We start from the raw sequence: 22,041 nt of genomic DNA on the forward strand, positions 1-22,041 counted from the left end.
CTCGTCAAAGTCCTCATCTTCCTCTACATTGAGGCCAACCAGCAGTGCATACTCAGCACCATTTAAAGGAATGCGCATTTCCTCTGCGAAATAACGCTCGTTGCCCTCATCATCCTGAAATGTAACAATAATGTCATCATCCATAAAATCTTCTTCAGGTACATTCTTATTATCTGCCATGCTTTTCTCCTTTTTAGGTATATGACCCTAAGGCCACAAATTAACTTAATAAACAATGGGATTTTACCTTATGGCACTACCATTGTCAACCATGACTATCAAGCCACCCCTGTAGGATAAACACCGCTGCCATTTTATCTATAACCTTCTTGCGTTTCTTACGGCTTACATCAGCCTCAATAAGGGAACGGGTAGCCGCCACAGTAGATAATCGCTCATCCCAGAGAATAATATTGGCATCTGGAATAACCTTCTTGAGCTCCTCACAGAATTCCTTAACAAATTCGCAACGGGGACCCTCGGTGCCGTTCATATTCCTGGGATAGCCCACCACCATTTTGGTGGTTTCATATTCTGTCGCCAGTTCCTTGATACGGTTAATATCATCCTCCATGGCTGTCCTGCGAATGGTTTCCACACCTTGGGCAGTCATTCCCAGAAGGTCGCTGACAGCAATTCCTATTGTTCTATCTCCCACATCAAGGGCCAAAGCTCTTTCCATTACTTCTTCTCCAAATATGATCTGATTAATTCTTCCAAAATCTCATCCCGCTCCAGAGTGCGAATCTTTTTACGGGCATCTTCAAAGCTGGTAACGTATGTTGGATCACCGGACAAAAGATACCCCACCAGCTGGTTGATTGGGTTATAACCTTTCTTTTCCATAGATGAGCAGGTGCTCTTTATAATATTTTCTGCCTTATTCTCATCTGCACCAAAACGGAACATCATAGTTTCTTCACTAACCATATTTGCACCTCCGATTAAGTTTCATTCATGATTATAGTGTAACACATGAATCTGAAAATTAAAAGAATGAGCCCCATAAAGCTGAAGCTCATTCTCTAATATCAGCAATCTGCCTAATTATTTATTCAATATAACTTAAACTCCCACTACCCAGGTTACAAAATAGACGACCAATGGAATAGTTACACAGGCAATACCAATAACATCTATAATTATGCCGGTATGAATCATCTTGGTAATTGGGATATAGCCCGTGGCATATACAATGGCATTTGGTGGAGTGGATACCGGAAGCATAAAGCCAAGGGAGGACGCCAAGGCAATACCAACGGCTACCGGAACCGGACTAAGTCCAGCTGATATGGCTGCTGTAATAGCCAAGGGACCAAGCATATTGGTGGATGCCGTATGGGAAGTCAGTTCGGACAACAGCAAGGCCAATAACGAGAAGACAGCCACCATGGTTATCTGGGAAATGGAACCGCCCAGGCTTCTGATAAGCAAATCACCTATCCAGGCGGATAAACCGGTCTTATACATCATGGAGCCCATAGCCAGGCCACCGCCAAAGAGGACTAAGGTCCCCCATTCAATTCCATCCTTGGCTTCTTCCCACTTAATGGTAAATTTACGCTCACTAAAATTCACCGGAATGATAAAAAGAAGCAAGGCACCGGCCATGGCTGCTATAGCCTCCGGGAATAATTGGTTGTACATGTTAAGAACCGGTGATGTAGTACCCAAAACAATACTTAATACGCCAGGGGCAACCCATAATATAACTGCCACTAAAAAGCAGAACAGGGTATTTTTCTGTGCTCTGGTCCATGACCCCAATTCCTTTAAGCGCTGAGCAATAAATTCCTCGGCCCCATCAATCTTATCCACATCAGATGGAAACAGTCGTATCAGCACCACATAGGCAATGACAAAATACACCACCATGGCAATGGTGCCCCAAAGCATCCACTGAAAGAAGGAAATATGAATATTGGCCATCTGATCCAGGAACCCAAGCATAATCAGGTTAGGCGGTGTACCAATTGGTGTAAGAACACCACCGATGGAAGACGCATAGGCCGTCATCAGCATAAGTCCTGTAGCATATTTATAATCAGATAAATCAATATCCTTTCCGTTGGCCGCCATCATATCCTTAATTGCACTTAAAAGTCCTAAACAAATTGGCAGCATCATGGCCGCTGTAGCTGTATTGCTGACCCAGCCGGAGCAAAGAGCCGCCGCTAAACCAATGGCGAGAAAGATACGGCGTGGATTAGAGCCAACCCAGGACATGGATAATAGCCAATAGGAAAATCGCTTGTCCAATCCATGAATCATCATGGCCTTGGCAAGGATAAATCCTCCCATAAACAGAAATATCATAGGATTAGCAAAGGCAGCAAATGCATCTACTTCCTTCACCACCCCTGTCATTACAGCCAGCACCGGACCGATAAGGGACGTAACCGGAATTGGTACAGGCTCCGTGATCCACCACAATGAAACTAAAATTGTAATGGCAAGCAGCTTATGAGCCTCTACAGTTATTCCATCTATTGGGGTAAAAAACACCAGCATAGCCACTAACGGGGCACCAAACAAACCTACAGTCTTGCGTTTTCGGTCAAAGGATTGCTCAGACCGCTTTATATCCAGGGCCTCCCTGCTTAGTTTACGCATTGCTTCACACTCCTTTGTATATATAATTAATCATACGTTATATACTCAAGTGTATTCGACATTAATTCATTTTTCCCTATAAATTTATAAAAAAATAAAAAAATAAATTATATTTTAGTTTGTTATTAAGAAAAGTTAAAGTGCAATAACATAAAAGCTAAAACCATTTGACACCATCAAATGTAACATAGTATAAATAATATAGGATTGAATATATATTTCTTATCTTATTTAATCTGGGGATAATCCATTACTCAGAAGGGATTGATACAGTATGAAAGGCTTTATTTTGCGTCATTTCCAAATTGAACAGCGAAAAACTTCCATAAAAACCGAGTTGTTATGTGGTCTACTTAATTTTTTCGCAATAATGTATATCATTGTCGTTAATCCGGCCCTCTTTGAACATGCCGGCATGAATTTTGGCGGAGTATTTCTGGCAACCATCGTTGCCACTGCCATTGGTTGCTTTTACATGGGGATGATTGCCAACTACCCCATTGTAATTGCCCCCGGTATCGGCATAAATGCCTATGTGGTATTTACAGTAGTTGTATCCATGGGCCATAGCTGGCAGGATGCCCTGGGGGCCTGCTTCGTAGCTGCCTCCATCTTTCTGGTTTTGAGCATGACATCCTTTCGTGAACAGCTTATATCCTCTATTCCCGAATGTCTAAAAATTGGTATTACCGCAGGCATAGGCCTATTCGTAACCTTTATCGGCCTAAAAAATGGTGGCTTTGTCGTAGCTGATCCAAGTACCTTTGTAACCATGGGAAATCTCACAGATCCTGGTACGGCCCTTACCGCCATTGGCGTTCTATTATGTCTTATATTGACGATTTTAAATGTGCCGGCAGCTCTGCTGATAGGTATGATTATTATTGCTATTATTGCTGGAATTATCGGGCTGCTCCCGCTACCTTCCCAATTGGTATCCCTGCCAACGGGGATTGATACCACCATTGGCGGACTGGAATTTGACCAGATACATGAGATGCTTCCAGTTGTAATGGTTATACTGTTGGTAACCATGTTTGATACCACCGGAACCATGATTGGCGTAGCCAAGCAGGCTAAGCTGATGAAGGGTGGCGTTTTTCCAAATTTACGCAGTGCCTTAATGGCTGATGCCTTTGCCAGCTTCTGGGGTACTCTGTTGGGAACAGGACCATGCTCCAGCTTTGCAGAATCCTCCGCTGGCGTTATGGCCGGTGCCAGAACAGGGTTAGCCGCAGTAACCACCGGCCTGTTATTTATAACACTTATATTCCTTTCTCCATTGGCTCAGGCTATTGCCGCGGTTCCAGCTATTACATCACCGGTACTGATTATCGCCGGTATTCAGATGTTTGGTGAAATCAGTACCTTGGATTGGAATGATAAACCGACTCTTTTTCCATCGGTGCTGGCCTGTATCGTTATGCCACTAACCTATAGCATCACCAACGGTGTAGCCATGGGTATGATAAGCTATGTAGCTATTAGCATCGCCGCCGGCCGTCGGAAAGATATTCATCCGCTTCTTTATCTGTTCACCATCTGGTTCCTGTTGGAATTCCTAAAAATAATCCAATAAAAAACAACTAAATCGTTCACGGAAAAAGGCTGAGAGATTTCCCCTCAGCCTTTTTGCTGTCAAAAAATATTTACTATTTACTATATATTTCCTTATCCACATTATCGTTCAGGCGGGCCATTACAAAGGCAGAGGAAACACCTCCAGTCACATTGCCTGCCGTTCGAATACAGCTAATCAGCTCCGTTATATTATTTCTTATGTACTTATCCCAGCTTCTGGGCTAAAATCTGATTTACAGTCTGAGGGTTAGCCTTGCCCTTGGAATGCTTCATTACCTGACCAACCAAAGCACCGATGGCCTTCTTGTTGCCGGACTTGTAGTCCTCAACGGCCTTCTGGTTTGCCTCGATAACCTTATCGACGATTTCCTCAATAGCCTTGGTATCAGTAATCTGTACCAGTCCCTTATCCTTAACGATTTTCTCAGGACTGTCAGGGCTCTTCCACATTTCCTCAAATACCTTCTTGGCAATCTTGGAGGAAATAGTTCCCTTGCTGATAAGATTAATCATCTCGCCAAGACGCTTGGCATCAACTGGTGAAGCACTGATTTCCAGTCCCTCAGCATTCAGATTCTTGGCCAGGTCACCCATCATCCAGTTGGCCGCCAGCTTGGCATCAGCCCCTGTTTCAATAACAGCATCAAAGTATTCCGCCATCTCACGGGAGCTGGTGATAATACCTGCATCATAGGCCGACAGACCATACTGCTCCTCCAAACGGGCCTTGCGGGCATCTGGAAGCTCAGGCAGGGATTTTCTAAAGGCTTCAATTTCTTCGTCAGTAGTGATAATAGGCACCAAATCAGGCTCCGGCATATAGCGGTAGTCGTGGGCATTTTCCTTGCTGCGCATAGAAAGGGTAATTCCACGGTCAGGATCCCAGGTACGGGTCTCCTGGATGATATGACCGCCATCCTCCAGCACCTCCTCCTGACGCTCGATTTCATAGGTCAGGGCTTCTTCCACCGCCTTGAAGGAATTGATGTTCTTCATCTCAGTACGGGTACCAAGAACATCACTGCCAGCAGGACGGAGAGATACGTTAAGGTCAGCACGGAGGTTACCCTCCTCCATCTTACAGTTGGAAACATCAATGTATTGAAGAATGGACTTAACCTTCTCCATGTAGAGACGGGCTTCCTCAGGTGAGGACATATCCGGCTCAGATACAATCTCAATGAGAGGTACACCGGTACGGTTGTAGTCAACATTAGAGGTATCGGAATCCTTAATGGTGTTACCGGAATGTACCAGCTTACCGGCATCCTCCTCCATGTGAATTCGGGTGATACGGATACGCTTGGTTTCCCCATTGCTCTTGGTAATATCTACATAACCGTTTTCGCAGATTGGCAAATCATATTGGGAAGTCTGCCAGTTCTTTGGCAAATCTGGATAGTAATAGTTTTTACGGTCAAACTTGGAAAATTTATTAATCTCACAATTCAGGGCCAGACCAGCCTTAATAGCGAATTCCAATACCCGCTTATTAAGGGTAGGCAGAACACCTGGAAGGCCAAGACAAACCGGGCACACATGAGTGTTGTGCTCAGCACCAAAGGTAGTAGCACAGCCACAGAAAATCTTGGTGTTTGTTTTTAATTCACTATGGATCTCAAGTCCAATAACTGCCTCGTAGCTCATGCTTAGTTACCTCCCAACTGAGCGCGGTCATTGTGGAATGACTGGCTCTGCTCATAAGTGTAGGCCACACGGAGAATAGTCTCCTCATCCAGGGCCTTGCCAATAATCTGTAAGCCGATTGGCATATTGTCGGAGCTGTAACCGCATGGTACGGAAATACCAGGAAGACCAGCAAGATTAAGAGGAACCGTGCAGGCATCCTGCAAATACATTTCCAGCGGGTTGGAAATCTTCTCACCAATCTTATAGGCAGGCGTTGGTGCAGTAGGACATACAATTACATCCACCTGCTCAAAGGCCTTGTCGAAGTCCTCCTTAATAAGGCGACGAACCTTCAGGGCCTTTAAATAGTACGCATCGTAGTAACCAGCACTAAGGGCGTAGTTACCAATCATAATCCGACGCTTAACCTCTTCACCTAAATATTCGGTACGGGTCTTGGTCATCATTTCCACCAAATCAGCGGCATCCTCTGCCCGCTCACCATAGCTTACGCCGTCATAACGGGCCAGGTTGGTAGCAGCCTCAGCCGGGGAAATGAGATAATATGTGGAAATTGCATAGTCGGTATTTGGCAGGGAAATCTCCACGATTTCAGCGCCAAGCTCCTTCAGCTTATCAATAGCCTCGCGTACGGTCTTTTCCACATCAGGATCCATGCCCTTTACGAAATATTCCTTAGGAATACCTACCTTCAGGCCCTTAACGTCCTCCACCAGAGCCTTGGTGAAATCAGGAACCTCCTCATTTACACTGGTGGAATCCATTTCATCACGGCCGGAGATAATGTTCAATATATGGGCGCAGTCAGTAACGTCCTTGGTTATAGGTCCAATCTGATCCAAGGAGGAAGCATAAGCTACCAGGCCATAACGGGATACACGGCCATAGGTTGGCTTCATGCCTACTACACCGCAGAAAGAAGCCGGCTGACGGATAGAGCCGCCAGTATCGGAGCCCAGAGCCCATACAGCAGTACCAGCAGCAACAGCAGCAGCACTACCACCGGAGGAACCACCAGGAACACACTCAGTGTTCCAAGGATTACCAGTCTTCTGGAATGCGGAATTCTCAGTGGAACCACCCATGGCAAACTCATCCATGTTGGCCTTACCAATAATAACAGGGTTCTGAGCCTTCAGCTTGGTCATAACAGTTGCATCATAAGGTGCAACGAAATTTTGCAAAATCTTGGATGCGCAGGTAGTCTTTACACCCTTGGTGCAAATATTATCCTTAATGGCGCCAGGGATACCCTCCAGGAAGGAAATGGTTTCACCCTTGGCAATCTTTTCGTCAACGGCCTTTGCCTGGGCAATAGCCTCATCACGGGTAATGGTAAGATAAGCCTTAACGTCACCCTCCACCTCATCAATACGGGCCAAAACTGCTTCAGTAAGCTCCAGTGAGGTTATTTCTTTATTAACAAGCATGTCGTGCAGGACATGTGCTGGCTGTTCAAATAATTTCACAGTGCTGCCTCCTAGTTTAGTCTTCCAATACCTTTGGAACCTTAAAATAGCCATCTTCCTTCAATGGCGCATTGGACAGGGCCAAATCTCTGTCCAGGGATTCCTTCACCACGTCCTCACGGAACACGTTGCTGATAGGCAACACATGGGCCAGTGGCTTAATATCATCGGTATTAACGGCACTCAGGTTGTCAAAATACTCCAGCACATCATTGAGCTGCTGGGTATACTGAGCTTCCTTGTCAGCAGGAATATCCAGACGGGACAATACTGCTACATTTTCCATATCCTTCTTGGTAACCTTCATTTTATCACCATCCAAATCATATATTTGATATAGATTTCATTGTTTACACACAGAAGCAATTATACCATAATATCGGGCTAATTTAAACAGCCCAACAAAAATAAGGGGCTGTTCCATGACAGGCCCCTTGTAACTTTTATGACTATTAAATATGGAATACCGCAGAACGCCCTCCGGTAATGCCTTTCTTCTTGCCGGGAAAACCACTGCGGTTCAGATCAAGGGTAACATAACCTACATTTCTTTCCTTGCCTTCAGCAGCTCCTCAATCTGTTCAAAATGCTTTCGGATTTCCTTTCCCACCTCATCAGCTTCCAACAAATCAGCTGATGCCTTTTCCGCATCCTTGGCAGCCTGCTTCTTTTTGGCTGCCTCAGATATGGTACCTACAGCTTCAACTACAATTCCCACCATTACATTAAGCAAAGTAATGGAAGTAAGAAGAATGAACACCAGGAAATATACCCAATACAACAGCATTTAAAATAATTACAAAGGTTATAATTTTTTGTGTATGCTTCCAAGCAAGTGCTTTTTGCAGTGTTTCCATAATAATAAACTCCTCAAGGCAAAAGGCGCGACAAATATACGCGCCTTTATTTTATATTATCCGAGCTGACGCCTCACCATTCATGGGGCATTCAACTCAACAAGATGGGTTCCCATCCACAAGACAACTTAATTAAAAAAAAATCACTATCTTTCAACAATTTTGCAAAAATTAGTCGTTTTTTTGCAAAAAGTGGCCAATTCTATGTGAAATTTAAATTATTTTTCCTATTTCCTTTTACCTGCTAAACTTTTAGCTCGTGAAACGGACTTTCCCTTTTTATTTAACCAGCTCTCTGCCTATGCTGTAAAAGCTGGGCTGTGTTTTCACTTCTTCTTGGGCTTCCATTGATTGCAATTAATTTTTTCATAAAATGAACCTCCCCCTACAACACACATACATAAACTCTCATTTACCAGCCACCGGACGATCCGCCGCCACCAGAGGAACCGCCACCGAAGCCTCCTCCTCCGCCGCCACCGCCGAAGCCTCCACCGCCACCGCCGAAGCCTCCGCCTTTACCACTAAAGATACCATTGAAGTCAAGAGAACCCAGATGGCCGAGGGAAACTATATATAAAATAGCCATAAAAGCAAAAATAGTTAAATTCAGCATTGGCAACAGGACATAACATATCAAAACATAAAACAGTCCAACTCCAAGGGCAAGGCCAAAGATTCCGTAGAGAATATATTCCCACCATTCATATTCTTCATCCTCTATATTAGCTCCTGTCTCTGCATTGACACCTGCAGCCGGATTGTCCTTTACTGCCGGGTTATTTCCCATTGCCGTACCTTTTACATCATCAGATGATGAATTTTCAATTACAAACCCCTCCGGAGGTGCCGCTCCATATTCATCGTATGTTTTTCCTGCCAGCTTGAAGTAAGCATCAGCTATTCCTGCGGAATAATCGCCATTTCTAAAGTATGGTACCATACCATCCAAAACTTCACCGGTGTAGCCATCTGTTAGGGCACCCTCCAGTCCGTAGCCCACCTCTATGCGAAATCTTCTGTCTTCCTTGGAAATTAGAAGCAATACGCCGTTATTCTTTTTTCTGTCTCCAATACCCCACTTACGAAACAGCTCGTTAGCGTATTCTTCGATACTTTCACCCTGCAAGGAAACAATGGTTACTACCACCAGCTGGGCACCAAAACGCTTGTCCAAGTCCTGACCAATAGTCAAAATTTCCTGCTTTTCCTCTGACATTACCATACCGGCATAATCAGCCACATAAATTTCCTTCTTTGGCGGTGCGGGAATATCTGCTGCCAGGGCCGTTCCGTAATTTATAAATTGCCATGATATTACCTGAACCACAAGCAGAACCAAAACCAGCAACGAATGCCAAAGAGTACGCTTCCCCCACATCAGAATGCCACCTGTGGCACACTATGGGCCGATTCCTCAGCCGCAAATGGTGCAATAGGAGAATAACCCATCATTCCGGCAAACATATTGCCGGGGAAGGTGCTGACAATAACATTATAGTCCTTTATAGCAGTATTGTAGTCCTTGCGGGCTACCGCGATACGATTTTCTGAGCCGGATATTTCCCGCATAAGCTCTGTAAAATGAGCATCTGCCTTTAACTCCGGATAGTTCTCAGCTACTGCAAAAAGATGTCCCAATGCTCCTGACAAGGCAGAATCAGCAGCTGCCATCTCCTCCGGGGAGCCGGCTCCGGCCACCTGGGCTCTGGCAGCTGTTACCTCCGTAAGAACCTTTTCTTCATATTTCATATATCCCTTTACGGTGTTCACCAGATTTGGTATCAAATCAGCCCGTCGCTGAATCTGATTTTCCACCTGTCCATATTGGGCATCGACATTAATACGAGCTTCCTTTATGCTGTTATAGGTTCCAATTCCACCAAAAATAATAACCGCCAACAGCACGATTGAAAGAATACCACTAACTCTAAGCAAATTAATCCCCCCTGAATTTTTTTATATGCTCATTTTTACATGGCACAATAATTTTCTATAGTATATCATGCATCATGTAATAAATGTTTTTTTATTGAAGGAAAGACAGATATTTTTGTCGAATTTGATTTGAAGACTGGAAAGTGTTTTAAGGAGGTTTATACCAATGGCAAAAATTATGTTTAAATCATTAGCCATGACATTATTGGCATCGTTGGCTGCTACTGCGGCCCTGGCAGCCCCTATGCAGCAGGCTCATCAAATCGATATTTTGTCCCAGACAGGTATGGGAAGTAAAGGGTGGTTCGTAACGCCGGCAAAGGATAAGGATTGGGAAAAATGGCATTATGCCATAACGGATCTTGACCATGACGGCAATGTTGAACTTTTCAAGGCCAAGGAAGCAGGCTTGGACGGGGCACCTTATATCCAGTGTGAGGAAATGGACGCAACGACCTTGGAACGCCGATGGGGTGTGTATCTCACAGGTGGATCAGATTATCCGGACATTTTCAGCGCACCGGATTCAGCAAAAAATCCTAAAATATATGCAAATCCCGGGGAAGGGATTTATTATTACATATTTGACAGCGTAAAATGGCAAACTGAGTTTGAGAACACCACCAAAACCTATGCTGTACGCCTAATTGGCGATTTACTAATTGATGAATTTGCCATCAGAAAATGGCAATTATCCGGCTATGATGGCACGGAAACAAATCACTATTACCTGCCTGGATGGTTAACCAGCGAAGCAGAAAATAATACTGCCGATCAACAGCCTGTGGAAATTGATAAATCCAGATATGACAATCTCTTACAGGAACATTTAGGCGGTGGCAATATTCAGCAAGGAGTAATAGGTTGGATGAATACCAAGGAATTATTTACCCAGCTTCAGGAAAAGAAATCCTTTAATATGTTATGGGATTCCTTCAGGAGTTTTAAATAGCATCTGAAACTAACATATCCCCCTAAGCACCGCTTGGGGGGATATTTATTTTACCTGCAACCTATCTATATTTTTTTACAAACAAAAATATGGTCCGATTATCCTTTGAATAATCATCAGCCCGCAATAACTCAGTAGTTACCGTAAGATATTTTCCATCTACAATTCTTTTATATGAAAATGAATAATAATTCTTTTTTCCTTCAAAAAATTCCTTAATATAATCTATATTCATGTACTTTAAAAACTTTTCCTGATCATCTGCATGAATATATCCATCCTCAACATAACGCTTAATATCCACAGAAAGAGAATATCTGGTATCATTGAAATTTTTAAACTCCTTCTCATCAATGTGAATAATCTGATAGCTGTTAGTTGTAAGATTCATCTTCAGGACCTTTTCATACATACAACTGAGGGCGTTGTGGGCACTCTGTCTTCCGGTACGGTCTACTCCCTTAAGGGCATAGTATTGCTCCTTATCACGATACATGCGTTCATCAGCAACCTTAGCCATTTCATAAATATTTTTCTCACAGCACTCTGTTTGGGTAACGTAACCCAAGGATATGGACATGCTATCCACCAGCTTGCCATGCCAGCCTTCCACAATACTGTTAAAATTGCAAATAAGCCGTGGGAGATTAGCCGGAGAAATATAAATGACCGCCGCAAATTCATCGCCACCAAGCCTATATACCCGACCATACTGAGAAAAGCACCGTCTGAGGCAATCTGCAACCCCGATAATTAACTCATCACCAGCATCGTGGCCCAATGTATCGTTAACAATTTTAAGGCCGTTAACATCAACTGACAGAAACACCATGTTAGATTGAAGCTTTGAATTCTCGTACTCTACCAAATTTTCATTGTACATCTTACGGTTATATAACTGGGTAAGATCATCAACATAAGAATTGTAAATTAGCTGTGATTCCTTGTTTTTTTCGTAGTTTATGTCACGAACTGCAAAAATAGCCTTGGTAAGAACACCATTCTCATCCACTTCTCCAGGAAAAAGAATAGCCTCAAGCCAGCCGGTATTGATTCCCTCATACTGATAGGTAATATACTTTTTATCCTGCAAGCGATATCCCATGGTACTGATTTCCGTAAAATCCACCATGCCCGATATATATTCAGGTTTAACCAGCATCCGGCACATATCCTTGACAGAAATACTGATATTGCCAGCATCTCCCATAATGGTATGAACATGAGCCTCATCCACATATATTTCCCTATACATTTCTGTCACCAAATCAAAGGAATATATGTAAATATAAAACTTGGACATAGAATCGACAACCGCCAACTGTTCCCGCAGACTATTATCATAGTCAAAACTCATTTCCATACTGCAATTCATTAAATTATCCTTTAGTCCATGTGAATTACTCATTTTTATTACCTATTGAACCGCATAAACCAAAAAAGCATTATCCCGCTACTTCTATTTCGCACGTTTATTTTATTTCTCCTTTACACCCTATTTTTCCTGCTTAAACCATAGAAAAATAGAATATTTTTAATAAATAGGGTATAATGTTCAAGGACTTTTCATTAAATAGGAAAACTTAGTATATTAAATCTTCATCTTACTTAGGAGGAACGAACTTGGAAAATAAAAAAAGCTTTGGAGCATTACTGCCTATTGCAGTTTTTGTGTTCCTTTATCTGGGACTAGGTATTACCCTGGAGTACATAATGAATGTACCAATGGGCTTTTATAATGTTTCAGTTGTTGTTGTATTTATGATTGCCCTGCTTGTGGCTTGTATTCAGGCGAAGGGTATTAATATGAATGAAAAATTAAAGATTATGGCCAACAGCATGGCTGACCCCAATATTATCACCATGATTTTGATTTTCCTTATGGCGGGCGTTTTTGTTGGGGTTTTGGGACGAAGCAGTGCAGAAAGTGTGGCGTATTTTCTCCTTTCCCTTATACCGGCAGATTATGCCATTCCTGTGTTATTCCTTATCAGCGCCTTTGTATCATTGGCCATGGGTACCTCTGTGGGAACCATTACCCTCATTACACCTATTGCCATCGCCATTGGTGGCTGCACTGGTTATCCTATGCCACTTTGTGTGGGAACAGTAATGGGAGGAGCCATGTTTGGTGACAACCTTTCCTTTATTTCTGACACCACCATCGCCGCCTGCAACGGTCAAGGCTGTAAAATGCAGGATAAGTTCAAGGCTAACTTTAAAATCGCTGTTCCAGCGGCTATTTTAACCATAATAGTTCTTTACTTCCTCACATTGGAACGTCCAGCCGGAGCCCTTCAAATTGAGGAATATAACCTTATTAAAATTATTCCTTATCTCCTGGTACTCATTGGCGGAATCATGGGCTTTAACGTATTTTTAGTGCTTCTTGTAGGTATTATCAGCGGTTCTATTCTTATGCTGGGCATGGGTGAAGTATCAACGTTGGATTATCTGGCAAATATTGGCAAGGGCACCGCCGGAATGTTTGAAACCTCCATGGTTGCCATTCTGGTATCCTGTATCGGCGGTCTCATAGCATATAATGGTGGCTTTAATGCCCTTCTTTCTACAGTACATAAGATATTCAGCACCAAAAAGGGTGGTATGCTGGGAATTGGTATGCTGGTAGGCTTCATGGATATTGCCACTGCCAATAATACCGTTGCTATCGTAATGACCAACCCTATTGCCAAACAGATTTCTGACAGCTTTAATATCTCACCAAAGGAATCTGCTTCACTCCTTGATACCTTCTCATGTATATTCCAGGGCATCCTTCCATACGGTGCCCAAATGCTGGTGGCTCTTTCCATTACAACCAGCCTTGGCTGGGAAATTTCCGCTTTTCATGTACTGCCTTATCTTCTTTACCCTTACCTTTTATTGGTAAGCTCCATACTCTTCGTGTTCCTTCCAAGCATAGATGAGGATTAATTTTTAAGCTTAATAACTGGCTAAAAAAATAACTCTGCTATTAATCAGACTACCTGACTAACAGCAGAGTTTTCCTTTTGCGTAATTTGTTGCCCTGTTTAGCTTATTTCAGACCTACCATACAAGAATCCGCTTTTCCGGAGCCAGATACATTTTGTCCCCTGGCTTTATATCGTAGGTCTCATTGAATTTATCAAATTGCTGCAATATAACATTTACCCTTAGATATGGCAACGGATGAGGATCCGTATTCACCTGAAGCTCCCCAAACTCCTTGGTATATATACTTTGCCACAGCTTGCCATATTGATTGAAGAATTGCTTGTAATTAAAATCCGGCTTATTCTTGGCAATGGAAAGTATGCACTGCATACCGCCAATATCGGCAATAGTCTCTCCCTTATTGATTTCACCATTGCAATGAAGTCCTTCATATACAGTAATGCTATTAAGGTAGTCTACTACTTTCTTGGCCCTTTCATTGAAAGCCGCCTTATCCTCAGGTGTCCACCATTCCTTCATGTTACCATTTTCATCAAACTGGGAGCCGGTGGTATCAAAGCCGTGAGAAATCTCATGGGCAATAATCATACCTATACCGCCCATTTTTTCCTCGTAGGAATAGTCGCTGTAATAAAATACACCGTTGAGAATTCCCGCAGGAATATTAATGGAATTATCAGCTATATTATACATGGCATTAACGGTATAGGACGGGATCCAGTTAATTTCCACCTCGCCATTCATCTTCTTGAGGTACTCACCAATCTCCCATTTTAAAAGAGCATTACGCACATCAATAAGATTCTTGCACTTATTCAGCTTAATATCATTCCATTTCTTAGGCTTATCTGGCATAACTGCACGAACCTTCAGATTATCCAGCTTGGTAATGGCCTTTTGGCGGACCTCCGGAGACAGGAAGGTTTCATTTTGAAGCATCGCCCTATAATAATTGGTTACATCAGCTATTATACCTTCAATATCCTGCTTTACTTCCTTACTGCAATAAGCCTCGGCATAAAGGTTGGACAGTGGTCCCGGCAATACGGCTTTTACGTATTCCACACCCCGTACCCAGTCCGGAACACTTCCTTTATAACCCCGCACTGCCAGGTTGTGCTCCATGGCAACATCATTGGCCGCTGAGTTAAGCATTTCCATATTTTCCAGCATACGATAAACAATAAGGGTATCCTTCATATCCTGAAGGTGTTCCTCGTTGTAATATGCCGCCAAAGCCTTTATATATGCAGGATTTGGTACGGAAAAGCGCTCTGCCTGGTCAAGACCATATTTATTAAGATAGGCCATTATAGGATAACGGCCAGCCATATCCTTCAGCTCATCAAGGGTTACGGGATTGTTGGTCCGTTGAATATAGTCCGCTTTGGAGGCCTCCTCACGGGTATACATGCTGCCAGCTAATGCATACTCCAGACGATACATGGCTTCTATTTTGGCCTTGGCAGTTTCCTCATCGTACTTTGCCAGCATCATCATCTTCTTGGCCGCCACATCATTGGCATTTTTTATGCGCTTGCCCAACACCGTCAATTTGGAATATTCCGCTGCATCTCCCAGGGTAAGTCCCATAGGAATAATATTCATGGCATAATGCTTGGTGTCATTTAAATCCGGCTGTAAATCCGGCTCACAAAAGGCACTGTTTGGAACCACATCCCCAATAATGTAGTTATCCATATCCTCCAACGTCTGAATAGCCTCTATTTTATTCACATCATCCATCAGAGGCTTCAAGCCAATTTTATCACGCTTGTTCCAATCCTTTACCATCCTATATACCTTCTGGCAAATGGAGGCATCATGGCTAAAAAGGGAAGGTGTTTCCAGCAAATTGGCAATGTTATAATCTACCTTGCTGTTTACCTCGTTGAACACGTCATAGGATGAGCTGATACCATACTCACCCATCTGCTTTATCCAATAATCATTGTTGTAGGAATAGAAATTATCCTTGGCAGAAAAGCCGGGAACTTCATGCTTCTTGTCGATAACACTCACATCCATCCAAGGACTGCCACCATCAGCAATAGGCTTGTTGGCACTGATATACTTTTGATCAGCTCCATCATCAGCTGCCCCCTTGGGCTCCTCCTTCTCCAGAATAACCGTGGTCTGTTGAGCGTCATTTATTTTGGATGCCTCAGAGGCATTAGGTAAAAATACAAAGGCGCAGGCCATTGCCAAAGCCAATAGCTTCATTTTAAATTTCACAAAGACCATATTATCACCGCCATTTCACATCAACATATCAGCCCTTGGCTGACTCCTGATTGTATACATCCTTTAACAGGGTTTCCTTGCGCAGCTCAAGACATTCGCACTTTCTGTCCTCAGCATCAACATTTCTGATGGTTTCCAATATGATCTCGCCAATCATAGGTGCATCATCATAGAAAATATCTGTCATATCCTGATGGGACCATTTTTTTATACCCTCACCATAATTTACGGTAAAATACAATCCCGCATAGCAGGCACCTATCTCACGGGCAAGATACACCTCAGGACACATGCTCTGCCCCACTATGTCTGCATGACCGTTAAGCATAGCCACCTCAGCAGGACTTTCAAAATGACGGCCGTCGGTTACAGCATAGGTTCCTCTGGTGAAAATGCGTCCATCAAAGCGCTTTTTGGTGGCCTTAATAAGGGCCTCACGAAGCTCAGGACACAGAGCATCACGCATTACCAGAAGATAACGGCCATCCAGCATAACATCCTTGCGCATGGACATATCAAGGTAATCATCCGGTATCATAAAATCACGGATATCCAGAAGCTTGTTTACCGTTCCTACGCCACCTTCGGAAATAATGCGCTTAACTCCCGCCTCACGGAATACCCAGAATACCTGACGGGAAGCATCTGCTCTGGTAACACCGCTACGCCAGCCGTGCATTCTTACGGTAAGAACATGCTTCTCCCCCACAGTAAAATGGCGGAAGGCCGGACTTTTGCCGTATGGAGTATCAAAATAAAGGTTCTCTGCCACTATTTTAACATCTTCATCCTTCACATTGGCAGGAAAATTTGAGGAAAGGGTGCCGGAGCCACCCACTACAGCATAATCTGCCTTAGGAATCATATTATCAGCCATATCAGAACCTCCGTAAAATCTCATACTTGGTATTTCGCTGGGCTGGCTTTTTGCCGGCCCCTTTAATCATCTCAACCATCTTGTTGATGGACATATCATAAGCTGTGCCTGCAGCCCTCACCACATTCTCCTCCAGCATAATGCTGCCCAGGTCATCCGCACCAAAGCCCAGAGTAAGCTGGCCGATACGCTCCCCCTGAGTTACCCAGGAGCCCTGAATGTGCTTGATATTATCCATATACAGACGGCTCATGGCAAGATTGCGCATATAATCCCAGCCAGATACCTTCTCACCGCCCATTTCAGTGTTGTGTGGCTGGAAGGTCCAGGAAATAAAGGCTCTAAAGCCGCCTGTTTTATCCTGAAGCTGGCGGATTCTTTCCATGTGTTCAATGCGCTGAGCCATGGTTTCTCCCAAACCGATAACCATAGTAGCCGTTGATTCCATACCAATGGAATGGGCACACTCCATAACATGAAGCCAGTCATCAGTCATTATTTTCTTAGGACTGACCCGTTTGCGTACATCATCCACCAGAATTTCTGCACCGCCACCTGGAAGGCTGTCCAGACCTGCAGCCTGCAATCTTTTAAGGCATTCCAAAATGGAAATACCCTCCTGATAGGCAAAATGCTGAATTTCCGTGGCCGTAAAGGAATGAATGGTTATGTCGTATTTGCTTTTAATGGCCTTTAGCATATCCTCATAATATTTAAGACCCAAATCAGGGTACAGTCCACCCTGAATCATGAGCTGGGTACCACCAGCATCCACAGTTTCCTGCACCTTTGCCAGAATTTCCTCATTGGTCAGAAGATAGGCATCCTGGTGGTCCTTGCGACGGAAAAAGGCGCAAAAACGACACTCATTTTTGCACACATTGGTATAATTTATATTTCTGTCCACAATAAAGGTTACGGTATCATCAAACCGCTTGCGGCGTTCTGCATCAGCCGCACGGCCCATTTCTATTGGATCGCCGTTAGTTAGAAGCTCCACGGCCTCCTTGGATTCCATACGCATTTATTCCGCCTCCTTTATTGGATGATAGAAGGTATCTCTTTCCACAGGTATCATACCCGCCTCAGTAATGAGCTTTCTAAGCCGCTCTCTGGTGGTGCCGGTACCGGTCTTGGCCCCGGCCTCATGGATAATCTTCTCCTCACCGATGGTACCATCCAAATCATCGGCACCAAAACCGAGGGCCAGCTGTGCCAACGGTGTTGTCAGCATTATCCAGAAGGCCTTGACGTGATCAATATTGTCCAAAATCAGACGGGACATGGCTATCATTTTCATATCCTCCCAAGAGCCCACACGCTTTAGGTGACTAAGCTGGGTATTGGCTGGATGAAATGGGAAGGCGATAAAGGCCTGGAAGCCACCTGTTTCGTCCTGAATATCCCGTAGTGTAAAGAGGTGCTGAAGCCGCTCCTCAATGGTTTCAATGTGACCATACATAATGGAGCAGTTGGTACGAATACCCAGTTCATGAGCCGCTTTTATGGTTTCTATCCACTGGGCTGTGGTGGCCTTTTTAGGGCAAATTTCCTTGCGCACACGATCATTAAGAATTTCTGCACCGCCACCTGGCAAGGAGGACAAGCCTGCCTCCTGCAAAATCTTCAAAATTTCCTTTACAGATTTTCCTGTCATCTGGCTAAAATGCACCACCTCAACAGGGGTAAAGGCCTTAATGTCCACATTTGGAAGGGCCGCCTTCACCTGGCGCACCACATTCAAATAATAATCGAAGGTCTTGGTTGGATGCAGCGCACTTACAATATGGATTTCCCCAAGATTTTTGACTTTTTTGGCATCCTCAAGGACCTTGGCAATATCCTCCGGTTCCATAACATAGCCCCGCTTGTCCCCCTCCTCACACTGGAAGGCACACAGAGGACAGCCGGAGGTGCAGATATTTGTCAGATTTATATGTCTGTTTACATTATAAAAAACATTTTTGCCGCTTTTCTTTTCCTTCATCTTTCGGGCACAGGAGGCAAGAAAAAGAAGGTCATTATCCTCATAAAGGGCCAGGGCATCCTGAAGGGTAAGTCGCTCCCCTTTTTCAGCCTTTGCTCTTGCAGTTTTTATAGCTTCTTCAGTCATTTTGGTAATTCTCCTTAATAACTAAACTGATGCTTAATCGAAACGACGCAATATATTGAAATTGCAGTCACAGGCAGCCGGAATACGGCCTGCATCACGAATAATCTTAATAATATGGTCCTCACTAAGAGCCGTTGGACTGGTTGCCCCCGCATCGTGAAGGATAGTTTCCTTATGTACAGTACCATCAATATCATTGGCACCAAAGCCCAGGGCTATTTGAGCCACAGGAACTGTAAGCATTACCCAATAAGCCTTGATATTCTTTATGTTATCCAGCATCAAACGGGAAATAGCCATAGTTCTAAGGTCATCCCACATGGAGGTCTGCTTTACACTCTTTCCCAGCTCTGTGTTCTTAGGCAGGAATGGGAAACATATAAAGGTCTGAAGACCGCCAGTTTCATCCTGAAGCTCACGTAATTTTATAAGGTGGTCCACCCGTTCCTCAATGGTCTCAATATGACCATATAGCATGCTGGCATTTGTTTTGATACCCAGCTTATGGGCAGTTCTGGCCACCTCAATCCATTCATCAGCTGTGGCCTTATTTGGACAAAGCTCAGCTCTTACTCTATCGGAAAGAATCTCCGCACCGCCGCCTGCAATTGCCTTAAGACCAGCAGCCTTTAATTTTTTTAGCACATCCTCAACACTGAGGCCGGAAATCTTGGAAAAATGAGTAATCTCTACCCCAGTAAAGCCTTTTAAATAAAGCTCCGGAAATTCATTATGCAGAGCCTGGAGCCGCTCCAAATAATCCTCAAAGCTCCAATCCGGATGAAGCCCGCTTACCACATGAAGTCCTGCCAAATTCGGGTCCTTCTTGGCATCACGAACAACATTAAGGGCCTCCTCAATGGAAAAAGCATATGCTCCCTTGCTGTCCTTATCCTTGCCAAAGGCGCAAAACTTACAATGGGAGGTGCATATATTAGTGAGATTTACATGACAGTTCACATTGTAATAAACAATATCGCCACACTTCTTTTTTCGCACCATATCAGCCATATTGCCTAACCAGGCAATATCATGGCAATTAAAAAGACGGATACCGTCTTCTCTGGTAAGCCTAGCTCCATTTAATATCTTTTGCTCAATATCTGCATATTCATCGGTTGCGTACAAAACTAATATCCCTCTGTTTCTATATATATTATCAATATGTATGATGTATTTGTTTGCATACGGAATACATTATACCCTAAATGTTCTTATTTTTCATCCCATTTGCATTTATTATGAGGGTAATTTCTGATTATTTCATGAAAAGATTTTTTAAATATATAAATATAGTTTTATTTATTTACGTGTCTAACTTAAAAGTACAAATGATTTTTCTTTAAATTTGAAAAATAAATAAGTATAGCTTATAATTGTTTTGGAAATTTTTTATACAGTGAGATTAGGAGGTAGAAAAATGTTACTCGCTGGAATTATTATTGTTATTCTTACATTTGCGCTGATTATCAAAAAGGTTGAGGCGCGTCTGGTACTGTTCTTGGCTGGTATTATCATGTGCCTGATTGGCAACATGCCAGAGGATATTATGCCTGCTTTCATCAAAGCTATGACTAATAATTCTCTCGTACCAACCATCTGTACAGTAATGGGTTTTTCCTATGTTATGAAGCTGACCGAGTGTGACCAGCACCTGGTTCAGTCCATCTCCGGTGTCCTTAAGAAGGGACGCGTTATTCTTGTTCCGCTGTCCTTCTTCCTGACCTGGTGGATCAGCTTGGCTATCCCATCTGCATCCGGTTGTTCTGCAGCTGTTGGTAGTATTCTGATTCCTACTCTTATTGCCGCAGGTGTTCATCCTGCTATGGCAGCTGCCACCGTATTGGCTGGTACTTGGGGTAGTGCCATCAGCCCTGGTAATGCTCATAATCCATTTGTAGCTGACTTGGCTGGCACTGACATGATGACAGTTATCATCAATGAAACCCCTGCATCTATCATTGCCTCCTTCGCCTGCGTTGCAGTAATGACCGCTTATGCTATCGTTATGAAGGAAGGCGCAAACGATGAACGCAGTGAGGCTTACCGTGCATCTCTTGAGAATGATGCTGCACATGATTTTGATTCCTTCAAGGTAAATCCTCTCAAGGCTATTGTACCACTGGTACCACTTGTTCTTTTGATTCTCAGCTCCAAGCAGATTGCTGTACTCCCGGAAATGAGCGTTGCTCTTTCCATGATTCTCGGTGTTGTTCTTGGTCTTTTAGTTACCTGGTCCAACGCACAGCAGGTTTGCAAGAACTTCTTCAAGGGCATGGGTGATGCTTATGCTGATGTAATCGGTCTTATCGTCTGCGCCAGCATTTTCACCACTGGTATGTCCGCTATAGGCCTTACTAAAGCCATGACTGAGCTCATGGAAGGCTCCCAGTCCGCAGCTGCAGCTGCCGGCACCTTTGGTCCATTCCTGATTGCTGTTATTTCCGGTTCCGGTGATGCTGCCGCCTTTGCATTCAATGGTGCAGTTACTCCATTTGCTGAGCAGTTCGGTCTCAGCATTATGAACCTCGGTTCTTTAGCACAGATTGCAGGTGCTATGGGCCGTTCCATGTCCCCAGTGGCTGGTGCAGCTATTATCTGCGCTGGTCTGGCTAAGGTTAACCCTATGGAAGTATCCAAGCGCAATGCTCTGCCTTGTATCGCAGCAGCAATTGCACTGATGCTTTTCCTGTAATATAACGAGCTTTAAGATGTCCCTCACCTCTTTAGGTGGGGGAAAACAAACTACAACAGCTGGTGAGCATATCTCCCTGCTCGTTGCGACACGAACGAAGTGAGTTAGTCCT

Annotated in this window: 20 protein-coding genes and 1 pseudogene; 4 read left to right on the forward strand and 17 right to left on the reverse strand. The window is 43.7% G+C overall.

All coding sequences use genetic code 11. From position 1 onward, the window contains the following. The 4 genes and pseudogenes from ACKI5G_RS09485 to ACKI5G_RS09500 all read right to left on the reverse strand — a co-directional run. Positions 1 to 180, reverse strand: a pseudogene (locus ACKI5G_RS09485) (DUF1292 domain-containing protein); the annotation flags it as partial. Between the two features lie 85 nt (positions 181 to 265). After that, the gene (ruvX, locus tag ACKI5G_RS09490) at positions 266 to 682 is read right to left on the reverse strand and encodes a Holliday junction resolvase RuvX (RefSeq protein ID WP_407399812.1); all 417 of its coding nucleotides are present in this window, start codon (positions 680 to 682) and stop codon (positions 266 to 268) included. Further along, complete coding sequence (locus tag ACKI5G_RS09495) at positions 682 to 930, reverse strand: IreB family regulatory phosphoprotein (RefSeq protein ID WP_027397049.1); 249 nt, start codon at positions 928 to 930, stop codon at positions 682 to 684. The genes ruvX and ACKI5G_RS09495 overlap by 1 nt, the downstream gene beginning before the upstream one ends. Positions 931 to 1,065: 135 nt before the next feature. Then, complete coding sequence (locus tag ACKI5G_RS09500) at positions 1,066 to 2,613, reverse strand: SLC13 family permease (protein WP_407399814.1); 1,548 nt, start codon at positions 2,611 to 2,613, stop codon at positions 1,066 to 1,068. A 274-nt stretch (positions 2,614 to 2,887) separates the two neighbouring features. On the opposite strand from ACKI5G_RS09500, the gene ACKI5G_RS09505 reads away from it, so the two are divergent. Beyond that, positions 2,888 to 4,192 carry an NCS2 family permease gene (locus tag ACKI5G_RS09505; protein ID WP_407399816.1) on the forward strand — a complete coding sequence of 435 codons (1,305 nt, stop codon included), beginning with the start codon at positions 2,888 to 2,890 and terminating at the stop codon, positions 4,190 to 4,192. 206 nt (positions 4,193 to 4,398) lie between these two features. Here the strand turns inward: ACKI5G_RS09505 and gatB are convergent, their stop codons facing one another. The 7 genes from gatB to ACKI5G_RS09540 all read right to left on the reverse strand — a co-directional run bounded on the left by gatB (position 4,399) and on the right by ACKI5G_RS09540 (position 10,108). After that, entirely contained in the window at positions 4,399 to 5,841 is a 1,443-nt protein-coding gene (gene gatB / locus ACKI5G_RS09510; protein ID WP_407399818.1) for an Asp-tRNA(Asn)/Glu-tRNA(Gln) amidotransferase subunit GatB, read from the reverse strand. 2 nt (positions 5,842 to 5,843) lie between these two features. Beyond that, positions 5,844 to 7,313 carry an Asp-tRNA(Asn)/Glu-tRNA(Gln) amidotransferase subunit GatA gene (gene gatA / locus ACKI5G_RS09515; protein ID WP_407399820.1) on the reverse strand — a complete coding sequence of 490 codons (1,470 nt, stop codon included), beginning with the start codon at positions 7,311 to 7,313 and terminating at the stop codon, positions 5,844 to 5,846. Positions 7,314 to 7,329: 16 nt separating this feature from the next. After that, a complete protein-coding gene (gene gatC / locus ACKI5G_RS09520) occupies positions 7,330 to 7,620 on the reverse strand; it encodes an Asp-tRNA(Asn)/Glu-tRNA(Gln) amidotransferase subunit GatC (protein ID WP_027397042.1) in 291 nt (96 codons plus the stop codon). Positions 7,621 to 7,854: 234 nt separating this feature from the next. After that, entirely contained in the window at positions 7,855 to 8,073 is a 219-nt protein-coding gene (locus tag ACKI5G_RS09525) for a hypothetical protein (protein WP_407399822.1), read from the reverse strand. After that, on the reverse strand, positions 8,039 to 8,170 hold the full coding sequence (locus ACKI5G_RS09530; protein WP_407399824.1) for a hypothetical protein: 132 nt from the start codon (positions 8,168 to 8,170) through the stop codon (positions 8,039 to 8,041). Before ACKI5G_RS09530 ends, ACKI5G_RS09525 begins: the two co-directional genes overlap by 35 nt. 412 nt (positions 8,171 to 8,582) lie before the next feature. Then, entirely contained in the window at positions 8,583 to 9,551 is a 969-nt protein-coding gene (locus tag ACKI5G_RS09535; RefSeq protein WP_407399826.1) for a TPM domain-containing protein, read from the reverse strand. After that, positions 9,551 to 10,108, reverse strand: coding sequence for a LemA family protein (locus tag ACKI5G_RS09540; protein ID WP_407399828.1), 558 nt, complete (start codon positions 10,106 to 10,108; stop codon positions 9,551 to 9,553). The genes ACKI5G_RS09535 and ACKI5G_RS09540 overlap by 1 nt, the downstream gene beginning before the upstream one ends. Before the next feature lie 166 nt (positions 10,109 to 10,274). Here ACKI5G_RS09540 and ACKI5G_RS09545 point away from each other — a divergent pair, with 166 nt between their 5' ends. Continuing rightward, complete coding sequence (locus ACKI5G_RS09545; protein ID WP_407399830.1) at positions 10,275 to 11,060, forward strand: hypothetical protein; 786 nt, start codon at positions 10,275 to 10,277, stop codon at positions 11,058 to 11,060. Between the two features lie 61 nt (positions 11,061 to 11,121). On the opposite strand, the gene ACKI5G_RS09550 is transcribed toward ACKI5G_RS09545, so the two are convergent. Then, complete coding sequence (locus tag ACKI5G_RS09550) at positions 11,122 to 12,468, reverse strand: GGDEF domain-containing protein (protein WP_407399832.1); 1,347 nt, start codon at positions 12,466 to 12,468, stop codon at positions 11,122 to 11,124. Between the two features lie 215 nt (positions 12,469 to 12,683). Here ACKI5G_RS09550 and ACKI5G_RS09555 point away from each other — a divergent pair, with 215 nt between their 5' ends. Further along, complete coding sequence (locus tag ACKI5G_RS09555) at positions 12,684 to 13,997, forward strand: Na+/H+ antiporter NhaC family protein (protein WP_407399834.1); 1,314 nt, start codon at positions 12,684 to 12,686, stop codon at positions 13,995 to 13,997. A gap of 114 nt (positions 13,998 to 14,111) precedes the next feature. Here ACKI5G_RS09555 and ACKI5G_RS09560 read toward each other — a convergent pair whose 3' ends face one another. The 5 genes from ACKI5G_RS09560 to mqnE (ACKI5G_RS09580) are packed head-to-tail and all read right to left on the reverse strand — an operon-like array spanning position 14,112 to position 20,362. After that, on the reverse strand, positions 14,112 to 16,244 hold the full coding sequence (locus ACKI5G_RS09560; RefSeq protein WP_407399836.1) for a M13 family metallopeptidase: 2,133 nt from the start codon (positions 16,242 to 16,244) through the stop codon (positions 14,112 to 14,114). 28 nt (positions 16,245 to 16,272) lie between these two features. After that, complete coding sequence (locus ACKI5G_RS09565) at positions 16,273 to 17,121, reverse strand: MTAP family purine nucleoside phosphorylase (protein WP_407399838.1); 849 nt, start codon at positions 17,119 to 17,121, stop codon at positions 16,273 to 16,275. 1 nt (position 17,122) lies between these two features. Then, complete coding sequence (gene mqnC / locus ACKI5G_RS09570; protein WP_407399840.1) at positions 17,123 to 18,145, reverse strand: cyclic dehypoxanthinyl futalosine synthase; 1,023 nt, start codon at positions 18,143 to 18,145, stop codon at positions 17,123 to 17,125. After that, on the reverse strand, positions 18,146 to 19,234 hold the full coding sequence (gene mqnE, locus ACKI5G_RS09575) for an aminofutalosine synthase MqnE (protein WP_407399842.1): 1,089 nt from the start codon (positions 19,232 to 19,234) through the stop codon (positions 18,146 to 18,148). It abuts the gene before it with no gap. Positions 19,235 to 19,267: 33 nt separating this feature from the next. Next, positions 19,268 to 20,362: an aminofutalosine synthase MqnE gene (gene mqnE, locus ACKI5G_RS09580; RefSeq protein WP_407399844.1), complete on the reverse strand. Its 1,095-nt coding sequence runs from the start codon at positions 20,360 to 20,362 to the stop codon at positions 19,268 to 19,270. Between the two features lie 292 nt (positions 20,363 to 20,654). On the opposite strand from mqnE (ACKI5G_RS09580), the gene dcuC reads away from it, so the two are divergent. Continuing rightward, positions 20,655 to 21,929 (forward strand): C4-dicarboxylate transporter DcuC, encoded by a 1,275-nt coding sequence (gene dcuC, locus ACKI5G_RS09585; protein ID WP_407399846.1) that lies wholly within the window; start codon positions 20,655 to 20,657, stop codon positions 21,927 to 21,929. Positions 21,930 to 22,041: the final 112 nt, after the last annotated feature.

This window comes from Anaerovibrio sp. (assembly GCF_045637405.1).
Taxonomy (GTDB): Bacteria; Bacillota; Negativicutes; order Selenomonadales; family Selenomonadaceae; genus Anaerovibrio.